General features: G+C 74.9%; 16 protein-coding genes. 8 read left to right on the forward strand and 8 right to left on the reverse strand.

Annotation, left to right across the window (positions count from 1 at the left end):
• Window positions 1-47 precede the first annotated feature (47 nt).
• The 4 genes from E4U91_RS07455 to E4U91_RS07470 all read right to left on the reverse strand — a co-directional run bounded on the left by E4U91_RS07455 (window position 48) and on the right by E4U91_RS07470 (window position 5380).
• Window positions 48-1508: a CitMHS family transporter gene (locus E4U91_RS07455; protein ID WP_137306091.1), complete on the reverse strand. Its 1461-nt coding sequence runs from the start codon at window positions 1506-1508 to the stop codon at window positions 48-50.
• Window positions 1509-1632: 124 nt separating this feature from the next.
• Complete coding sequence (locus tag E4U91_RS07460; protein WP_137306092.1) at window positions 1633-3897, reverse strand: molybdopterin oxidoreductase family protein; 2265 nt, start codon at window positions 3895-3897, stop codon at window positions 1633-1635.
• 263 nt (window positions 3898-4160) lie between these two features.
• Window positions 4161-4796 (reverse strand): TetR/AcrR family transcriptional regulator, encoded by a 636-nt coding sequence (locus tag E4U91_RS07465; RefSeq protein WP_137306093.1) that lies wholly within the window; start codon window positions 4794-4796, stop codon window positions 4161-4163.
• Window positions 4793-5380 carry a hypothetical protein gene (locus tag E4U91_RS07470; RefSeq protein ID WP_137306094.1) on the reverse strand — a complete coding sequence of 196 codons (588 nt, stop codon included), beginning with the start codon at window positions 5378-5380 and terminating at the stop codon, window positions 4793-4795. The genes E4U91_RS07465 and E4U91_RS07470 overlap by 4 nt, the downstream gene beginning before the upstream one ends.
• 177 nt (window positions 5381-5557) lie before the next feature.
• On the opposite strand from E4U91_RS07470, the gene hmgA reads away from it, so the two are divergent.
• The 4 genes from hmgA (at window position 5558) to E4U91_RS07490 (ending at window position 10262) form a co-directional block, all read left to right on the forward strand.
• Window positions 5558-6919, forward strand: coding sequence for a homogentisate 1,2-dioxygenase (hmgA, locus tag E4U91_RS07475; RefSeq protein ID WP_137306095.1), 1362 nt, complete (start codon window positions 5558-5560; stop codon window positions 6917-6919).
• Between the two features lie 56 nt (window positions 6920-6975).
• Window positions 6976-7722 (forward strand): GntR family transcriptional regulator, encoded by a 747-nt coding sequence (locus E4U91_RS07480; protein WP_137306096.1) that lies wholly within the window; start codon window positions 6976-6978, stop codon window positions 7720-7722.
• A 71-nt stretch (window positions 7723-7793) separates the two neighbouring features.
• Entirely contained in the window at window positions 7794-8951 is a 1158-nt protein-coding gene (locus E4U91_RS07485; protein ID WP_137306097.1) for a type ISP restriction/modification enzyme, read from the forward strand.
• Window positions 8952-9008: 57 nt separating this feature from the next.
• Window positions 9009-10262: a CaiB/BaiF CoA transferase family protein gene (locus tag E4U91_RS07490; RefSeq protein WP_241678529.1), complete on the forward strand. Its 1254-nt coding sequence runs from the start codon at window positions 9009-9011 to the stop codon at window positions 10260-10262.
• A 10-nt stretch (window positions 10263-10272) separates the two neighbouring features.
• Here the strand turns inward: E4U91_RS07490 and E4U91_RS07495 are convergent, their stop codons facing one another.
• The 3 genes from E4U91_RS07495 to E4U91_RS07505 all read right to left on the reverse strand — a co-directional run bounded on the left by E4U91_RS07495 (window position 10273) and on the right by E4U91_RS07505 (window position 12023).
• Window positions 10273-10548 (reverse strand): hypothetical protein, encoded by a 276-nt coding sequence (locus E4U91_RS07495; RefSeq protein ID WP_137306098.1) that lies wholly within the window; start codon window positions 10546-10548, stop codon window positions 10273-10275.
• 126 nt (window positions 10549-10674) lie between these two features.
• Window positions 10675-11484, reverse strand: a complete 810-nt coding sequence (locus E4U91_RS07500; protein WP_137306099.1) for an anti-sigma factor — start codon at window positions 11482-11484, stop codon at window positions 10675-10677.
• Complete coding sequence (locus E4U91_RS07505; RefSeq protein WP_137306100.1) at window positions 11481-12023, reverse strand: sigma-70 family RNA polymerase sigma factor; 543 nt, start codon at window positions 12021-12023, stop codon at window positions 11481-11483. The genes E4U91_RS07500 and E4U91_RS07505 overlap by 4 nt, the downstream gene beginning before the upstream one ends.
• 207 nt (window positions 12024-12230) lie before the next feature.
• Between E4U91_RS07505 and E4U91_RS07510 the strand changes: the two genes are divergently transcribed.
• From E4U91_RS07510 to E4U91_RS07525, 4 genes are all read left to right on the forward strand, one after another.
• Window positions 12231-13745, forward strand: coding sequence for a DUF4331 domain-containing protein (locus E4U91_RS07510; RefSeq protein WP_137306101.1), 1515 nt, complete (start codon window positions 12231-12233; stop codon window positions 13743-13745).
• A 166-nt stretch (window positions 13746-13911) separates the two neighbouring features.
• Window positions 13912-15687 carry a tetratricopeptide repeat protein gene (locus tag E4U91_RS07515; RefSeq protein ID WP_137306102.1) on the forward strand — a complete coding sequence of 592 codons (1776 nt, stop codon included), beginning with the start codon at window positions 13912-13914 and terminating at the stop codon, window positions 15685-15687.
• Window positions 15684-17318, forward strand: a complete 1635-nt coding sequence (locus tag E4U91_RS07520; RefSeq protein ID WP_137306103.1) for a sulfite exporter TauE/SafE family protein — start codon at window positions 15684-15686, stop codon at window positions 17316-17318. The genes E4U91_RS07515 and E4U91_RS07520 overlap by 4 nt, the downstream gene beginning before the upstream one ends.
• A 44-nt stretch (window positions 17319-17362) precedes the next feature.
• Window positions 17363-19048, forward strand: a complete 1686-nt coding sequence (locus E4U91_RS07525; protein WP_137306104.1) for a serine/threonine-protein kinase — start codon at window positions 17363-17365, stop codon at window positions 19046-19048.
• On the opposite strand, the gene E4U91_RS07530 is transcribed toward E4U91_RS07525, so the two are convergent.
• Entirely contained in the window at window positions 19018-19824 is an 807-nt protein-coding gene (locus tag E4U91_RS07530; protein ID WP_137306105.1) for an SGNH/GDSL hydrolase family protein, read from the reverse strand. The two genes, E4U91_RS07525 and E4U91_RS07530, sit on opposite strands and share 31 nt — an antisense overlap.
• Window positions 19825-19838 lie beyond the last annotated feature (14 nt).

The raw sequence follows: 19838 nt of genomic DNA on the forward strand, positions 1-19838 counted from the left end.
CTGGGTGATCCGTGGGCTGTTCAAGAGGGGCTGTCCGGGTGGGGAGTTCAGACGATGCCGAACAGGACCGCGGCGCCGAGCACCACGAGCGAGGTCAGCGCCGCCCACTTCACCACGAACCGGGTGTGGTCGCCGAACTCGACCTTGGCCATGCCGACCAGGACGTAGACGGCCGGGACGAGCGGGCTGGACATGTGCAGCGGCTGGCCGACGATCGAGGCGCGGGCCACCTCCACCGCGGGGACGCCGTGCGCCTGGCCCGCCTCGGCGAGCACCGGCAGGATGCCGAAGTAGAAGCCGTCGTTGGACATGAAGTACGTCAGCGGGATGCTCAGCACGCCCGTCACCACGGCCATGTGCGGGCCCAGGCCGGTGGGGATGTTGTCGACCAGCCACGTCGCCATGTGGTCGACCATGCCGGTGCCCTGCAGCACGCCGGTGAAGACGGCGGCGGCGAAGACCATGCCGGAGACGTTGAGGACGTTCTCGGCGTGCGCGGCGATGCGGGCCTTCTGGTCGGGCATGTGCGGGTAGTTGACGGTCAGGGCGAGCGCGGCGCCGAGCAGGAACAGCACCGGGATCGGCAGCCACTCCATGATCATGGCGGTGAGCAGCGCGACGGTGAGCAGCGCGTTGAACCAGTACAACCGGGGCCGCAGGGTGGCGCGGTGGGGGTCGAGGCCCTGGAAGGCGTCGTCCTCCGGCGGCCCGGACTCCTCGGACCCCCCGGCCGGGCGCGCGCCGGAGCCGGGTCCGGTGCCCGCGGCGGGGCCACCGGCACCGGCGCCCTTCGCGGCACCACCCGCACCGGATCCGGCGCCGACCAGCACCGTCTCCGTCTCCGTCGCCGGTTCCTTCTCCGTCTCCTCCACCAGGACCTCGTCCAGCGTCAGCACGCCGAGCCGCTTGCGCTCGCGGCGGCCGAGGACGTACGAGAGCGCGAGGACGAACAGCAGGCCCATGGCGAGGGCCGGGATCATCGGCACGAAGATGTCACTGGCGTCGAGCTTGAGCGCGGTGGCGGCGCGGGCGGTGGGGCCGCCCCAGGGCAGCGTGTTCATCACGCCGTTGGCCATGGCGGCGACGCCCGTCATCACCACCAGGCTCATCCTCAGGCGCTTGTAGAGCGGGTACATCGCCGAGACGGTGATCATGAAGGTGGTGGAGCCGTCGCCGTCCAGGGAGACGATCGCGGCGAGGACCGCGGTCCCGACGACGATGCGCAGCGGGTCGGCCCGGCAGAACTTCAGGATGCCCCGCACGACCGGGTCGAAGAGGCCGACGTCGATCATCACACCGAAGTAGACGATCGCGAACATGAGCATCGCCGCGGTCGGGGCGAGCCCGGTGACGCCGTCGAGGACGTAGTCACCGAGTTCGGCGCCCTTGCCGACGCACACGCAGAACAGCGCGGGGATCAGCACGAGCGCCGCGATCGGCGACATCTTCTTCAGCATGATCAGGACCAGGAAGGTCGCGATCATGGCGAAGCCGAGGAGGGTCAGCATGTGTGGATACCTAACGTTCGCCCTTGAACATCCCACCTGGGGGTCGGCGGTGCGTCGACGTTAGGACCCGTCGTCCGGCGCTAACAAGACGTCGGCGTGCGAGCAATAAGCGCAAAACCGCTGGTCACGGCTTTACGCTGCTCAGCGCCTCGATCTTTTCGGCCACCGGGACCAGCTCGACCGGGAAGCCGTTGAGGACCGCGTTGCCCGACAGCGGGTCCAGCAGGCTGCCGTCGAGGAGCTGGTTGACGTTGACGCCGGGGTCGGTGGAGGCGTGGCCGAGGCGGGTGCCGGGGCGGTCGTGGCCCCAGCCGTGCGGCAGGCTCACCACCCCGGGCCGCACGTCCTCGGTGACCTCGGCGGGGGCGGTCACCTCTCCCCCGGCGCCCCGGACGCGGACCGGCTGCCCGTCGCGCACGCCGAGCCGCGCGGCGTCCTCGGGGTGGACGTGCAGGGTGCAGCGGTTCGAACCGCCGGTCAGGGAGGGGACGTTGTGCAGCCAGCTGTTGTTGGAGCGCAGGTGCCGGCGGCCGACGAGGACCAGTGCGGCGGGGCTCACGGTGAGCGCCTGGCGCAGCCGGGGCAGGTCGGCGGCGATCGGTTCCGGCAGCAGCTCGACCTCGCCGCTGGCCGTCCTCAAGGGCTGGGGCAGGCGCGGGCGCAGCGGGCCGAGGTCGATGCCGTGCGGGTGCTCCAGCAGCCGGGCGAGGGTCAGTCCGTCCGGCCGTGCGCCGAAGCCGTCGCCGTAGGGGCCGAGGCGCAGCATCAGGTCGAGCCGGCGCTCCGGGCCGTCCTCGCCGGTGAGCGCGGCGGCGAGTTCCTTGGGGTCGCGGCCGTGGACCGGGGAGTGCGGGTCCTCCACGGCCCGGCCGAGGGTCTGGGCGACGACCGTCTCGTCGACGGCCGAGGGGTCGGCGCCGTGCAGGCCGGTGACGGCCAGGACCAGCCGGGCCATGATCTCGGTCTCGGCCATGCGGCCGGGTGCGAGCGGGACGGCGGGGCGGTTGTAGCGGACCTGGTGGCGCACGGCGAGGGTGTTGAACGCGAAGTCGTGGTGCGGGGCCTGCGAGGGCGGCGGCGGGGGCAGGACGACGTGGGCGTGGCGGGAGGTCTCGTTGAGGTACGGGTCGACGCTGACCATGAACTCCAGTGAGTCCAGGGCCTTGTCGAGCCGGTCGCCGTCGGGCGCGGACAGCACCGGGTTGGCGGCCACGGCGATCAGGGCGCGGATCGGCTCGCCCTCCTCGGTCGCGGTGTCGATCTCCTCGGCGAGGGCGGACAGCGGCAACTCGCCCTTGGCCTCGGGGTGCCGGCTCACCCGGGAGTGCCAGCGGCCGAGGGCGAAGCCGCGGCCGGGTCCCGCGGGCCGGGGGGTGCGGTCGGTGGCGGCCTGCGGGAAGAGCGCGCCGCCGGGCCGGTCGAGGTTGCCGGTAAGGATGTTGAGCACGTCCACGAGCCAGCTGGCGAGCGTGCCGTGCGGCACCGTGCAGCTGCCGATGCGGCCGTAGACGGCGGCGGTGGGCGCGGCGGCGAGCTCGCGGGCCAGGGTGCGGATGGTGTCCGCGTCGACGTCACAGGCGGCGGCCACGCTCTCGGGGGTGAAGTCCTCGAGTGCGGTGCGGAGTTCTTCGAGGCCCTGGACGTGCGGCGTGAGCTCCCCGAGCCGTACCAGGTCCTCCTCGAACAGCACGTGGGCCATGGCCGCGAGCAGCAGCGCGTCGGCGCCGGGGCGGACGGTGACGTGCCGGTCGGCGAGGCGCGCGGTGCGGGTGCGGCGCGGGTCGATCACGGTGAGGGTGCCGCCGCGGGCCCTGAGCGCCTTGAGCCGGCCGGGGAAGTCGGGCGCGGTGCACAGACTGCCGTTGGACTCAAGGGGGTTGGCACCGATCAGGAGCAGGTGGTCGGTGCGGTCGAGGTCCGGTACCGGGATGGCGTTGGCGTCGCCGAACAGCAGGCCGCTGGAGACGTGCTTGGGCATCTGGTCGAGCGTGGAGGCGGTGAACAGGCTGCGGGTGCCGAGGCCGGCGAGCAGCACCGGCGGGTAGAGGGCACCGGCCACGGTGTGGACGTTGGGGTTGCCGAGGACCACGCCGACGGCGTGCGGCCCGTGCCGCTCGACGACCGGCCGTATCCCGGCGGCGACGGCGTCGAACGCCTCCTGCCAGGTGGCCTCGCGCAGCTCGCCGTCCCGCCGGACGAGGGGGCCGCGCAGCCGGTCGGGGTCCCCGTCGACGGCGGGGAAGGCGGCGCCCTTGGGGCACAGGAACCCCTTGCTGAAGACGTCCTCGCGGTCGCCCCGGGCACCGGTGACCCGGCCCCCCTCGACGGTCAGGGTCAGCCCGCAGGTGGCCTCGCACAGGGGGCAGATTCGCAGGGCGGTGCGGGACACGGGTCCTCCCGGTGGGGCGCGACGACGGTGGGCGCCACGGCGGTTGCGGCGGGACGCACAGGGCAGCGGGCGCCGGGCCCCGGCGCCTGGCGCGAGCATACCGACCGGTATGCATGGGCGACAGCCCCCGACGCCGCCCGGCTCCCTCCGGGCCCACCCCGGCTCCCTCCGGGCCCACCCCGGCCCGCGTCCGGGTCAGCCCTCCGCCCACAGCCCCCGACGCCGCCCGGCTCCCTCCGGACCCGCCCCGGCCCGCGTCCGGGTCAGCCCTCCGCCCGCGGCTCCTCCAGCGCGCGCTCCAGGTACGCCCGCAGTAGCGCCCGCATCTCCGCGATGATCTTCTCGTCGCCCTCCGGATCCATGCGGAAGGCCAGGTGGATGAGGGTGTCGGCGGTCTCCACGGCGACCAGGAAGGTGCGGCGCAGGTCGTCGTCGACCGCGCGGTCGAGGTAGCCGGAGAGCAGCGCGGCGAGCCGGTCGGCGACCCGGGTGTTGGGCTCGGCCTGGCGGGAGCCGACCGGGATCTGGTTGCCGAAGTCGACCAGGGAGAAGCCGGGCGCGGTGCGCTTCATCGCCAGGTACTCGTCGAGCACCGCGTCCATCACCGCGCGCCAGTCCGCGCCGCCCGACGCCGTCAGCCGTTCGGTGACCCGCTCCGACCAGCGCTCCAGGTTGCGCTGGGCCAGCGCGTCGGCCATCTGCCGCTTGTTGCCGAAGAAGCGGTAGACCGAGCCGATCGGGACGCCGGCGCGCTGGGCCACGGCACGGGTGCTCAGGTCGTCGTAGCCGACCTCGTCGAGCAGGGCGGCGCAGGCGTCCAGGATCCGGGTGAGGCGTTCGGCGCTGCGTCGCTGGACGGGGGCGCGACGCAGGGGGGTCGCTGGGGGCACGGCGTTCATGATGCCGGTCCGCCGGGCGCCGGCGCACCCTGTCCCGACGCGGTGATGTCGGCCGTCCGCTGCACCGGCTTGCCGTCCACCGCCCACCCCGTGCCGTCGTCGGCGTACAGGCGTGCCGTGACCTGGTGGGTGCCGTGCGGGAGGTAGCCGGCCGGGATGCGGTGGGCGGGGGTGCGCAGGTCGGCGACCGGGGTGTGGTCCACGTAGAGGCGGGCGAAGCCGCGGCCTGCGACCGCTCGGGCGGGGGTGCCCTGCGGGGAGAGGCGGAAGTGGCGCAGGGTCAGCCGGACGTCCCAGCTGCCGTCGCTGTCCGGCTGCACCTCGATGCCGACCTCGGGCGCCCGGGCGCCGTCGACCTGGCGGTAGTGCCGGCCGTCCTCGTCGGTGTCCTCCAGGACCTTGCCGGCGGGCGCGGCGGACTCCCCGGCCCCCTGGCTCCCCGGGCTCGGTCGGCCCTCCCGGCTCTCCTGACGGCCCTGCTGCTGGTTGGTGTGCCGGTCCCCACCGGAGTCGCAGCCCACGGATCCGGTCAGGAGCAGGACACAGACCGCGAGCGCGGCGGGGAGGGCGCGCGTCCACGACATGCCGGGGAGCCTAGAACACGGGTCCGACAGCCCGGATCCGCCTGAAGTCGGGTTCTCGGCGACCGGTGATCGTCCTCCCAGAGGAGGAGGGCCGCGGCCCGCCTCCCGCCCTTGCGCGCCGGAAATCGCAATCCTATGGTGTGGCACAGGAATCGGATCGCAAGGGAGCGAGCGACGATGAGCGATGGGGGCACCCCCCGCGCGGGCGGGCCGGAGCACGGGGACGCACGCAAGGCTGCCGAGGGGCTGACGTACCTGTCCGGCTTCGGCAACGAGCACTCCTCCGAGGCGGTGCCCGGCGCCCTGCCCGAGGGCCGCAACTCGCCGCAGCGCGCCCCGCTCGGGCTGTACGCGGAGCAGCTGAGCGGCACGGCGTTCACCGAGCCGCGGGCGCACAACCGCCGCTCGTGGCTGTACCGCATCCGGCCCTCCGCGGCGCACCCGGCGTTCACCCGCACCGGCAACGGCGCGCTGCGTACGGCCCCGTTCACCGAGACGGTGCCCGATCCCAACCGGCTGCGCTGGGAGCCGATGCCCGAACCGCCGCGCGGCACCGACTTCCTGGCCGGGCTGTGGACCCTCGGCGGCAACGGCGACGTCACCCAGCGCACCGGCATGGCCGTGCACCTCTACCACGCCGACACCTCGATGGAGCGGGTCTTCAGCGACGCCGACGGCGAGCTGCTGATCGTCCCCGAGCGCGGCGGGCTGCTGCTGCGCACCGAGTTCGGCCTGCTGCACGCCGAGCCGGGCCACGTGGCACTGGTGCCGCGCGGGGTCCGCTTCCGGGTGGAGCTGCTGGACGCGACGGCCCGCGGCTACGTCTGCGAGAACTACGGCGCCCCGTTCCGCCTGCCCGACCTCGGTCCGATCGGCGCCAACGGCCTCGCCAACCCACGGGACTTCCACGCGCCGGTCGCCGCGTACGAGGACGTCGAGGGGCCGGTGGAGGCGGTCAACAAGTACTGCGGCAACCTCTGGACGGCCACCTACGACCACTCGCCGCTGGACGTCGTCGCCTGGCACGGCAACCACGTGCCGTACGTGTACGACCTGCGCCGCTTCAACGTCATCGGGACGATCTCGTACGACCACCCGGACCCGTCGATCTTCACGGTGCTGACCTCGCCGTCGGACACCCCGGGGCTGGCCGGCGTCGACTTCGTGGTGTTCGCGCCGCGCTGGCTGGTCGGTGAGGACACCTTTCGGCCGCCGTACTTCCACCGCAACGTGATGAGCGAGTACATGGGGCTGGTCGAGGGCGCCTACGACGCGAAGACCGCCGGGAAGGGCGGGTTCGTGCCCGGCGGCGGCTCGCTGCACAACATGATGTCGGCGCACGGCCCGGACCGGGAGACGTTCGACCGGGCGAGCGCGGCCGAGCTGCGGCCGCAGAAGGTCGACGACGGGCTGGCGTTCATGTTCGAGACGCGCTGGCCGGTCATGCTCACCGGGCAGGCGGCCGGCGCCGACCACCTCCAGCCGCGCTACGACGACGTCTGGCGGGGCCTGGAGCGGCACTTCCGCCCGGGGCCGTAGGGTCCCGGCGGTCCCGGCCGGTTGCGCCGGGGATGCGCTCCCGGTACGGATGGCCCGTGACCTCCTTCGCCCCGGACTCGATCGTCCTGAACCGCAAGCTGCCGCTCTGGTACCAGGTGTCGCAGTCGCTGCGCGCCTCGATACTGGGGCGCTCGCCCCAGGACCCGCTGCGGCTGCCCACCGAGGAGCGGCTGGCGGAGCACTACGGGGTGAGCGTGCTGACCATGCGCCAGGCGCTGAAGGAGCTGGAGGACGAGGGGCTGATCTCCCGGCACCGCCGCCGGGGCACGTTCATCGAGCCGGACGCGCGGCGCGGGGCCCCGGTCCGCCTCCTCGGCTCGGTCGACGCGATCGTGGCCCAGCAGTCCGGCATGGTCACCACCCTGCTGGGCCACGGCACCGCCCCGCTGCCGCCCGAGATCGCCGAGTACTACCCGGACCTGGCCGAGGCAGCCACGTACCACCGGCTGCGCGGCGACGAGAAGACCGGCGAGCCGACCAACCACGCCCGCAACTGGGTGCGTCCCGAACTCGCCGCCCGCATCGACCCGGAGGACCTGCTGCGCTGGCCGATGACCAAGGTGCTGCGGGACGTCGTCGGGGCGGACATCGGCCGGATCACGGACACGGTCGAGGCCCGGCTCGCCGACCCGGAGACGGCCCGGCTGCTCGCGGTGCCGCTGCTGAGCCCGATCCTGCACTACACGGGCGTGACGTACGACGCGGACGGCCGGGTGCTGGACGTGGTCGTCATCCACTACCGGGGGGACCGGTTCTCCTTCACGGTGACGCTCGAGGCGTGATCCGGGCCGCCGCCGCGGCCGGTCGTGGAGTGCTCCCGGGCCCCGCCGGGGGCGGGGCCCCCTGCCGTACGATGCGGTGCGTGACGCACGACGACGCTCCGCTGCTCGCGGACCTCATGCCGTGGTCCGTCGCACCGCCGCGGCTCGGCCGGGGCTGGCCGGCGGCCCCCGACGCGGCGTCCCTGAAGGCCCGTTGGGACGCCCTGCTGAAGGCCGACGGGCCCGACCGCGCGGCGCTGTTCGAGCCGACCCGCTCCCGCACGCTCCACTCGGCGGTGGGACAGCTGCCGGGCCGGTCCACCGGCACCGAACCCCTCGCGCGGGCCACGGGCCCGTGTCCGGAGCCGGTGCGGGTGCTGCTCGCCCCCTTCGACGAGCAGTGGCTGATCCCCGACCACCGGCTGATCGACACCGCCCGGCCGGAGTTGTGGCGGGTGGCCGACGACCGGCAGGTGTTCCTCGTGGACCACGGCGACGGGCTGCTCGCCACGTCGCACCTGCCGCTGCTGCGACCCGGCCGGGTGCACCCGCTGTACCGGCGGCCCGGCGGCGCCGAACCCAACCTGGCGCCGGGCCTGCTGGACCACCTCACCGCGCGCCTCGGGCGCCGACCCGACCCGGTGGACGTGACGGCCTGGATCCTCGCGACGGCCCGCCCCGGCCCCGGCTCGCCCCGCCGGGTGCCGCTCACCGCCGACCCCGAGGTGTGGGCCGCGGGCGTCGCCCTCGGCCACCGCGTCCTGTGGCTGATGCGCCGCGACGGCGACCGTCCCCGGCTGCCGGGCGGCCGCCGCCCCTACGTCCGTGCCCCGCTCCCGCCGCGCCCGGTGACCGTGCGCTACGACCGCGAGGAGGAGGCCCTGTACCTCGACGAGGGCCGCATCTCCCCGGTGCCGCCCGAGGCGTGGGACCACGAGACGGGCGGGGTGCGGGTCCTGGAGCAGTGGCTGGCCGCCCGGACGGCACCGGCGCCCGCCGGCACCCTGGCCGCGCTCCGGCCGGCGGCCTGGCCGCAGCACTGGACGTCCGAACTGCTGGAGCTGATCACGGTCCTGGCCCTGCTGGCCGAACTGCGCCCGCGGCCGGCGGAGATCGAGGTGACCGAAGCGGTCACGGCCACGGAGCTGGCGGCGGCCGGCGTCCTGCCCGTCCCGGAGCGGGCCCACCGCCCGGCGTCGGTCCTGGACCACCAGGAGGAGGGCCCCGCGGGCCAGTTCACCCTGCTCTGAGCGGGGGCGGGCGGACCGCTGCTGACAAACGCCCGGCCGGGGGTCATGATCCACCCCATGGACACCGACACCCCCGCCGACGGACCGTTCGCCCACGCCCCTGCCGAGCCTGCCGGCCCCGCCACGGAGCCGCTGCCCCTGGAGGGCGTCACCGTCGTCGCCGTCGAGCAGGCGGTGGCGGCCCCCTTCGCCACCCGGCAGCTCGCCGACCTCGGCGCGCGGGTCGTGAAGGTGGAGCGGATCGACGGCGGCGACTTCGCGCGGGGCTACGACACCGCCGCGGGCGGCCTGGCCTCGCACTTCGTGTGGTGCAACCGCGGCAAGGAGTCCGTCGCGCTCGACCTGAAGGACCCGCGCGGCCTCGCCGTCGTCCGGCGGCTCGTCGCCGGCGCGGACGTGTTCGTGCAGAACCTCGCCCAGGGGGCGGCGGCCCGGCTCGGCCTGGACGCGGCCACGCTGTGCGCGGCCCACCCGCGGCTGGTCGCCGTCGACATCTCCGGCTACGGCCCGTCGGGCCCGTACGCGCACAAGCGGGCGTACGACATGCTCGTGCAGTGCGAGGCGGGGCTGGTGTCGGTGACCGGGACGCCGGAGCGGCCGGTGAAGGCGGGCATCCCGGCGGCGGACATCGCGGCGGCCATGTACGCCTTCTCGGGGGTGCTGGCGGCGCTGGTGCGGCGCGGGGTGACCGGGCGGGGCGGTCCGGTGGAGGTGTCGATGCTGGACGCGCTCACGGAGTGGATGGGCCATCCCCTGCACCACACGATGCACGGGGGCGCCGCCCCGGCGCGCACCGGCCTCGCGCACGCGGTGATCGCGCCCTACGACGCGTACCCCACCGCGGACGGCGGGCGGGTCCTGCTGTCGGTGCAGAACGACCGGGAGTGGCGGCGGCTGGCGGAACGGGTGCTGGAGCGGCCCGGGGCGGGGACGGACCCGGCGTTCGCGACCAACGCGGCGCGGGTGGCCCACCGGGAGCGCACCGACGCCCTGGTGGGCCGGGCGCTGGGCGCGCTCGGCACCGACGAGGCGCTGGCGCGGCTGGAGGACGCGGGCATCGCGTGCGCGCGCCTGCGGGACCTGCACGAGGTGGCGGAGCACCCGCAGCTCGCGGCCCGTGAGCGGTGGCGGCAGGTGGGGACGCCGGTCGGGCCGCTGCGGGCACTCCTGCCACCGATCACCTTGCCGGGTGGGCGGGCACGGATGGGTGACGTGCCCGCGCTCGGGGAGCACACCGGAGCGGTGCTGCGCGCCGTGGGGATGACGGACGACGAGATCGCAGCACTGCGCCGGGACGGCGTGGCCGCCTGAGCGCGGACGGTCAGTGCCGGTGGCCGCCGAACAGCGAGCGGCGCAGTCGGCGCAGGGGGGCGAACAGTGAGACGCGGCTCACCCTCCTGCCCCGGTCGCTGCGCTGGTGCGGCCGGTCGCGTGCGGTCAGTTCCCGCATCAGGGACGTCGCCTCGAGCGTCTCCCGCTGCGGTATGGCGGGGCCCGACAGCACCGAGAGGTGGCGGTCGAGCCGCGAGCTGGTCGCGCTGCTCCCGCAGGTGATCGCGGGGACCCGCGCCCTGCTGTGCATCGTTATCTGTTCCATGTCACTCCCCACCCGTACGAGTCCACCCGGCCCGGGCAGGTTAACCCTATCGCTCCCAGGGGGCACGCGTGTATCACGGTCCCAGGATTCACCTTCCCCGCAAGGGGGTTGACGACTCCTTTCCGGTCACTCTCCGAATCCAACCGATTCCAGGGCGAGTTGGACAACTGGCTGGCTGGTGGGCTGTGCTGATCCCCCGTCGGGCTCGACGGTCACAGCGAGTGAGGTGGCCGAGGTGTCGAGACCGGTCGCGACCAAGGGCGTGTCGCCCTCGAACAGGCCCAGGGAACGCGGTGGCGCGGCGGGGCGCATCAGCCACAGCTGGTGCACCTTGCCGCCCGGCAGGGCGCCGTACCCGCTCAGCGTGACGACCGCCCGGCCCTCCGACGCGGAGGCGATCACGCCGATGCCGCGGCCCTGCGCGTCCCGGCCGGCCGTCGCCCGGGCGTCCGGGGCGGCCAGAACGTGGGCGATCTCACGTGCCCGGGCCTGCGCCGCGTCCAGGTCGTCCCGGGTGCGGTCCGCCTGCACGGCGAAGAGCGAGGCGACGACCAGGGCCGCGGCGGCGGTCGCGGTGGCGAACGGCACGAACAGGGGACGCGGGCGGGACGCACGGGCGCGCGGTGGCGGCTGCGTCCCCCAGACGTGGGGCGGCAGTTGGGGCGTGCGCCCGCGCACCGGCGCGGCGGACTCCTGCGGCGTGACCCGTACGGCGGCGAGCACCCGGTCGCGCAGCGCGGCCGGCGGCGGCGCTGCCGTCGACCAGGCGAGCCGGACGGCGTCCTCGGACAGCGCCCGCACCTCGGCGGCGCACCGCTCGCAGGCCCGCAGGTGCCGCTCGAAGCGGCGCCGCTCGTCGGGTTCGAGGGCGTCCAGCGCGTAGGGCGCGGCCAGCGAGTGCAGGTCCTCGCGGCGCAGTCGGTCGAGCAGGCTCATGCGGCACCTCCCAGGCAGTTGCGCAGCCGCGTGAGTCCGTCGCGCATCCGCGTCTTGACGGTGCCCAGCGGCAGCGAGAGCCGCTCGGCGACTTCACGGTACGTGTAGCCGTCGTAGTAGGCGAGGGTGACGGACTGCCGCTGCAGGGTGGTCAGCCGGTCCAGGCAGCGGCGCACCCACTCCCGTTCCAGGCCCGCCTCGACCTCCTCGGTGACGTGGTCGAAGGCGGGGTGGTGGGCCCGCTGGGCCTCGCGCTGCTCGCGTTCGCCGGCCGCGCGGGCGCTGCGCACCCGGTCGACGGCGCGGCGGTGGGCGACGGTGAGGACCCAGGACAGGGCGCTGCCGCGGCCGGGGTCGTAGCGGCCGGCGGTGCGCCAGCACTCCAGCAGCACCTCCTGGGCCACCTCCTCCGACTGCGCCGGGTCGCGCACCACCCGGCGCACGAGGCCGAACACCGGCCCGGACACGAGTGCGTAGAGCCGCTCGAACGCCGTGTGGTCACCTCCCGCCACGAGCACCAGGAGCTCGTCCGCCTCCATGCGGTCCCCCTCTCCGCGGCCGCATCCGGCCCGCCCCGTCACACCAGGCATTCGCAACGCACACACCTCCGGACGGTGTTACGGATCAGCGGCCCCGAAAAGCGGGTCGGGGGCGGCCGGGAAAAAAATTTCCCGGCCGACCAATCCGGCCCCGGCGCCTCTCCGAATGCCCGGTCAGACAGGCAAGTCGGCTCTGAGGACGGACCCATGACACCTATATCCAGGAGCGGCACGGGACGCGGCAGCGTCGCGACCCTCATCTGCGGGGCGCTGGCCGCCGGGACGCTCGCAGCAGCCGGCGTGGCCACGCTGGCCCCCGGGGAGGCGGCCGCCTCCAGCCACCGGGAGGCCCCGCTGATCTCGGGGACCCCGCAGTACGACAACACGGACCTCTACGCGTTCGTCAGCCCGGACCACCCGGACACCACGACGATCGTCGCGAACTGGATCCCGTTCGAGGAGCCCGCGGGCGGTCCGAACTTCTTCCCGTTCGCCGAGGACGCGCAGTACGACATCCACGTCGACAACGACGGCGACGCCCAGGGCGACCTGCTGTTCCGCTACACGTTCAAGACGCGGGTGAAGAACAAGAAGACGTTCCTGTACAACACGGGGGCGGTCGAGAGCCTGGACGACCCCGACCTCAACGTGACGCAGACGTACGACCTCGAACTGGTCAAGCTGAAGGGCCGCAAGGAGGTGCACCGCACGAAGCTCGCGGACGACGTGCCGGTGGCGCCGTCGAACGTGGGCAAGGCGTCCATGCCGGACTACCGCAAGCTGCGCGACCAGGCCGTGTACCACCTCCCCAACGGCGCCCAGTCCTTCGCCGGCCAGGCCGACGACCCGTTCTTCCTGGACCTGCGGGTGTTCGACCTGCTGTACGGCGGTGACCTCTCCGAGGTCGGCAACGACACCCTCAAGGGCTACAACGTCAACTCGATCGCCCTGCAGGTGCCGACGGACCTGATCACCGAGTCGTCGCACCAGCCGGTCGTGGGCATCTGGTCCACCACCCAGCGCAGGAACGCCCAGGGCTACTACACGCAGGTCTCGCGCCTGGGCAACCCGTTGGTCAACGAGGTCGTCAACCCGCTCAAGGACAAGGACAAGTTCAACGCGTCCGCGCCCCGGGACGACGCGCGGTTCCTGAAGAACGTCACCAACCCGGAGCTGCCCAAGCTCATCGAGGCGATCTACAAGATCAAGGCCCCGGCCGAGCCGCGCAACGACCTCGTCGACGTGTTCCTCAAGGGCGTCAAGGGCCTCAACCAGCCGCCGTACGGGACGCCGGCCGAGGAACTGCGCCTGAACACCTCCATCAAGCCGACGATGCACCCCAAGCGGCTCGGCGTCCTCGACGGCGACAACGCGGGCTTCCCCAACGGCCGCCGGCTCACCGACGACGTGGTCGACGCCTCGCTCCAGGTCGTCGAGGGCGAACTGGTCGGCTCGAAGAACGACCTGGGCGACGCCGTCGACAAGAACGACAAGGACTTCGAGAAGTCCTTCCCCTACGTCGCCCTGCCGACCGAGGGTTCGCGCGGAGCGACCGCCAAGACCGACGCGGCCGTCCGCAGCCAGCTCGGCGACGCGCTCACCGGCTCCTCCACCTCGGACACCCCGCTGATCGCCGCGTCCGCCGGCGCCGGAGCGGCGGGCATCCTCCTCGTCGGCGGCGGCCTGCTGTGGTGGCGCCGCACGCGGGGGCGCGCCTACTAGGCCGCATTCCGGGGCCGGTCACGACCGGCCCCCGCGAACCGGGCCGGGGAGCCTCCTGCACCTCCCCGGCCCCTTGGCCGGCGCGGCCCGCGCGATCTCCATCCCCCACGGCGCGGGCCGCGCCACCGGACGCACGCAGGCAGACCCAGGAGAGGGCGGAGAGGGCATGGCCCCCGAGATGAACGACGGCGAGACGCACCCCGGGCGACGACCGGCACCGCCGGCCGCTGCGGACGCCGCGGCCGAGACGGAGCCGGCTGCGGCACCCGCACCGCAACCGGGACCCGGGGCGGATGCTGGTGCGGAGGTGCCGGGGGTGGACGCCGGTGTGGAGGCGCTGCCGGTGCCGGAGGCGGACGCCGGCGCCGACGCGGGGACGCCCGCGGCGCCGGGGGCGGAGGGGCCGGACGAGGCGGACGGGCCGGACGAGGCGGACGGGCCGGACGAGGCGGACGGGGAAGACCCCGACGCCAAGACGCCGTCCCTGCCGGGGAGTCACGCCGGTCCGGGCACGACCCCGGCGCCCGACGCCCCCGGTGTCGATCCGCGGGTCGCCGCCGTGCGGCGGGTCGGGGCTGCGGGGCGGCGTTGGCGGGCCGTGCAGCTCGGTGCCTGTGCCGCCCTGCTGGCCGTGGCGATGACCGCCGGGGCCGTCGCGGTCGGGGCCCTGCGGGACGGCGGGGGCCGGGCCGTGGCCACGTCGGCGGCCGTGTCGCCGGGACTGCTCGCCGGCGGGAACCTGGACGCCGGGGTCACCTCGCTCCAGGCCCACCTGCGTACCCAGCCCAGGGACTTCGGCAGCTGGGCCACCCTCGGGCTCGCCTACGTCGAGCAGGCCCGCACCCAGGGCGACCCCTCCCGCTACCCGCGGGCCCGCAAGGCGTTCGACACCTCCCTCGCCCTGCGCGCCGACAACGACCAGGCGCTCGCCGGCCTGGCCGCCCTCGCCGCCGCCCGGCACGACTTCCGGGGCGCCCTGGCCGACGCCGACCGCGCCCTGGAGCAGAACCCCTACAACGAGCGCGCCCTGTGCTCCCGCGTCGACGCCCTAGTCGAACTCGGCCGCTACGACGAGGCGTCGGAGGCAGCGGGGACCGCCGACGCACGCCGCCCCGGCATCCCGGTCTTCACCCGCTACGCCTACGTGCACGAGCTGCGCGGGGACGTCACCACCGCCCGCCGCGTCCTCACCCAGGCGCTCGACGCGGCCACCGGCCCCGGCGACATCGCCTACGTCGCCACCCAGCTCGGCCAACTCGCCTGGAACCAGGGCGACTACCCGACCGCCCTCGCCCACTACGCCCGCGCCCTCGCCGCCGACGACGGCTACCTGCCGGCGCTGGAGGGCCGCGCCCGCGCCCAGGCGGCGAGCGGCCGGCGGGAGGAAGCCGTCAAGGGGCTGGAGGCCGTCGTCGCCCGGTACCCGCTGCCCGGCCCGCTGGTGGCCCTCGGGGAGCTGTACGAGGCCCGGGGCGCCGCCGGTGACGCCGCCCGGGCCCGCGACCAGTACGCACTGGTCGACGCCTGGACCGCCCTCGCCCGCGCCAACGGCGTCGACGTCGACCTGGACACCGCCCTGGCCGCCGCCGACCACGGCGACCGCGCCGCCGCTCTGCGCGCCGCCCGAGCCGAGTGGGCCCGCCGCCACACCGTGCACACCGCCGACGCCCTCGCCTGGGCGCTGCACGTCGACGGCCGCGACACCGAGGCCCTCGGGTACGCCCGGCAGGCGACGGCCACCGGCTATCGCAACGCCGGCTCCCTGTACCACCTCGGCATGATCGAGCGGGCCACCGGCCACACCGCCGAGGCCCGCGCCCACCTCACCTCCGCACTCGAACTGAACCCCGGCTTCTCCCCGCTGGGCGCCCGCACGGCCCGCTCGGCCCTGACGGCACCGCCGGCGCAGACGGCGCCCCGGACGACGGAGGGCGGCCGGTGACCCCCCGCCGCTTCCTCGCCTCGGCCGCGGCCGTCCTCCTGACCGGGTGCGCGCTCGCACTCGTCCCGCCCACCACCGCGAGCGCGCACCCCCTCGGCAACTTCACCGTCAACCGCTACGACGGCCTCGTCGCCGCCCCCGGCAGGCTCCGCGTCGACCACGTGGAGGACCTCGCCGAGATCCCCGCCACCCAGGCCCGGCCCGACATCCGGCGGCTCGGGATGAGCGCCTGGGCGGGGCAGCGGTGCGCCACGGCCGCCTCCGGCAGCCGCCTCACCGTGGACGGCCGCGCCGTCCGCCTGACGGCCACGGCGGCGCGGGCCGTCGTACGCCCTGGGCAGGCCGGTCTGAACACCCTGCGCGTGGAGTGCCGGCTCACCGCGCCGCTGCCCGCGGACGCCCCCGTCGCCCTGGCCTTCCACAGCGCGGGCGCCGCCACCGGGCCCGGCTGGCGGGAGATCACCGCGCGCGGCGACCGGACGACACTCACCGCCAGTGACGTACCGGCGTCCTCCGTGTCGCACGAACTCACGCGGTACCCGAAGGAGTTGCTCTCCTCCCCCGCCGACACCGCGACCGCCGCGCTGCGGGTGCGGCCCGGCGGGCCCGCCCTGGTGGAGGACGAGCGCGACGCGCCCGCCGCGTCCGTGCTGCCCCGGGGCGCCGACCGCTGGACCCGGGCGCTCGACGGCCTCGTGGCCCGGCACGACCTGACCGTGGGGTTCGCCGCCCTGGCCCTCGTCATCGCGGTGGGCCTGGGCGCGCTGCACGCGCTCGCGCCGGGCCACGGCAAGACCCTGATGGCCGCGACGGCGGCGGCCCGCGGCGGCCGGGCCCGCTTCCGGGACGTCCTTCCGCTGGCCGCGTCGGTGACCGTGACCCACACCCTCGGGGTGGTCGCCCTGGGTCTCCTCGTCACCGCGGGCTCGGCCGCGGCCCCCTCGGTGATCGCCTGGCTCGGACTGGCCAGCGGCGCGCTGGTCCTCCTGGCCGGCGCCGGCCTCGTACGCCGCGCGTGGCGCAACCGGGGTGGCGGACACGGCCCTTCACACACCCACGATCACCCGCACGACCACCCGCACCCCCACGGCCATCCACACCCCCACGAGCCGGAGCACTCCCCGGCGCCCGCTCCCGCACCCCGCGCCCTCGCTCTGGCGGGCGCCCCCACCACCGGACTCCCCCACCGCCCCGCCCCCACGTCCCCGCATCCCCACCACCCCGGTGAACACCCGCACCCCGATCCCCACACCCACGGCGGGGTCACCCACTCCCACCCCACCGCCCCCACCCTCCGCGGCACGCTGCTCCTCGGGTTCGCCGGGGGGCTGGTGCCCAGTCCGTCCGCGGTCGTGGTGCTGGTCGGCGCGGCGGCGCTCGGGCACGCCTGGTTCGGGCTGCTGCTCGTCGTGGCGTACGGCGCCGGGCTCGCGCTCACGCTCACCGCGGCGGGGTTCGCGGTGGTCCGCCTCGGCGGGGGCGTGACCCGGTTCCTCGACCGGCACCCGCGCCGGACGGCCCACCCGCTGCTGACGGCCGTACGCCGTGGGGCGCCGCTGTGGTCGGCCCTCGTGGTCGTGGCCCTCGGGGCCGGACTGGTGCTCAAGGGGGCGGCAACCGTACTCGGTTGAGCTACTTTAGGGAGGATGGCGCGGGGCGCGAAGAGGGGGCGGCCGTGTCCGAAGCACCGGGCAGTGAGCGTCTGGTCGCCGGCCGGTACCGGCTGGTGTCCCCGCTCGGCGAGGGCGGCATGGGCACGGTGTGGCGGGCCCGCGACGAGGTGCTGCACCGCGAGGTCGCCGTCAAGGAGGTGCGCGCGCCCACCGGGCTGCCGGCCCCGGACGTGGAGCGGATGTACGCCCGGCTGGAGCGCGAGGCGTGGGCGGCGGCCCGGGTGGCGCACCGCAACGTGGTGACGGTGTACGACGTGGCCACCGAGGACGGGCGGCCCTGGATCGTCATGGAGCTGGTGCGCGGGATCTCCCTGGCCGAAGTGCTCGACGCCGAGGGGCCGTTGTCCCCGCGGCGGGCCGCGTACGTCGGCGCCGAGGTGCTGGCCGCGCTGCGTGCCGCGCACGCGGCGGGGGTGCTGCACCGGGACGTCAAGCCGGCCAACGTGCTGATGTCGAACGACGACCGGGTCGTCCTCACCGACTTCGGCATCGCGACCGTCGAGGGGAGTTCCGCGCTGACGATGACCGGTGAGGTCATCGGCTCCCCGGAGTTCCTCGCGCCGGAGCGCGCGCTGGGGCGTACGCCGGGCCCCGGGTCGGACCTGTGGTCGCTCGGCGTGCTGCTGTACGCGGCGGTCGAGGGCGCCTCCCCGTTCCGCCAGGACACCCCGCTGAGCACGCTGCGGGCGGTCGTCGACGAGGAGTTGCCCGCGCCGCGGCGGGCCGGACCCCTGATGCCGGTGATCGAGGGGCTGCTGCGCAAGGACCCGGCCGAGCGGCTGACGGCCGAGGCGGCGGAGCGGGAACTGCGGGTCGTCGCGGCGGGCGGTGCCCCCACCCGGTCGGGGACGGTACGGGCCGACGCCCTGTGGGCCGCGCCGCTCCCGCCCACGGCACGCACCGGACCGGTGCGCGAGCGGGGGCCCGCGGCGTACACGACCCCCTTGGTGCCGGCCGGCACGGACCCGGTGGACAGCGAGGACGACTCCCACCGGGACCGGCGTTCGGCGGCGGTGCTGATCGTGGGGGTGCTCGCCCTCGCGCTGGCCGTGGCGGGGCTGACGTACGGGCTGCTCCACGACGGCTCACGGACGGGTGGGACGACCGGCCCGACCGGGCAGACGGGTCCGGCTGAGGCACGGTCGACCGGTGCCACGGGCCGGGAGGACGGCGAGGAGCCGAGTCCCTCGCCGAGCGGGGCGTCCGCCGGCGCCGGCGCTCCGCAGTCCGTCACGGTGGTGGTCACCGGCGCGCACACCGACTACTCCGGGAGCTGTCCGCCCGCGGACGGGCGGGCGCCCGCCTTCACGGCGACGATCACGGTGGGCCGGCTGCCGGCCGCGGTGGACTACCGCTGGGTGACGGGCGACGGGCGGGTCCTGGCGGGCGGCTGGAAGACGCTGCGGTTCCGGGAGGGCGGCGGCCGGTCGCGGCAGGACCGGGTGGTCGTGACCACCGACGCGCGCGACGGGACGTACCGTGACGCGGTGGCGGTGGAGGTGCGCGCGCCCCGGCGGGTGACGTCGAACGAGGTGCCGTTCTCGGTGGCCTGTGAGACGGAGACCCCGTCGGACGGGGCCTCCTCTCCTGCTTCGGGTTCCGCTTCGGCTTCCGCTTCAGGTTCTCCTGCGGGTTCCGCAGCGGGTTCTGCTCCGGATCAGTCGTTGGCGTTGAGGACGGGGAGGTAGCCGCCCGACTGGCCGGCCGCGGTCGGGTGGTAGGACTCGCCGATGTTGAGCCAGTTGACGCTGTGCAGCCAGGAGTCGCCGGAGCAGATCTCGTGGCCGGTGAAGGTGGAGCGCACGTCGCCGAAGACGAAGCCGTGGGCGGCGGCGCGGCCGGCGACCGTGCTGTCGAGGTAGTCGGACGCGTCGTTGATGGCCTTGCGCTTGGTCTCCGACAGTCCGATGCAGGTGGTGCCGAGCTGGTAGAAGCGGGGGTAGCCGAGCACGACCACGTGGGCGTTGGGGGCCTTGGAGCTGATCGCCGAGTAGACGGTGTCGAGCTTGCCGGGCAGCGTCGACGCGACGTACGCCCGGGCGGTGTTGATGCGGGAGATGCAGGTGCTGTCCGAGCTGGTCACGCAGGTGGTCATGACGTCGGCGAAGCCCGCGTCGTTGCCGCCGATGCTGATCGAGACCAGGCCGGTGGAGGTGGAGAGCCCGCCGAGCTGACTCGCCAGAACTTCATCCGTTCGGGCGCCCGAGCAGGCCGCGAACGTGAACGAGGAGGGGGCGTGGGCGGCGTTCCAGAGGTAGGGGTACGCCTTGGTGCTGCGCTTGCAGTCGCCGCTGGAGCTGATGTAGCTGCCCGCACCGACGCCGGAGGAGTAGGAGTCGCCGAGGGCCACGTAGCCACCGGTGGCGGCGAGTTGGGATGCCTGTGCCGTGAGGGCGCCGGTGAGGGTGACGCCGGCGGCGAGGAGGACGGAGCTGACGAATGCCGCGATCCGGGAACGTCTCATGGAACCTCCCTTTA

This window comes from Streptomyces lasalocidi (assembly GCF_005280215.1).
Classification (GTDB): Bacteria; Actinomycetota; Actinomycetes; order Streptomycetales; family Streptomycetaceae; genus Streptomyces; species Streptomyces longwoodensis.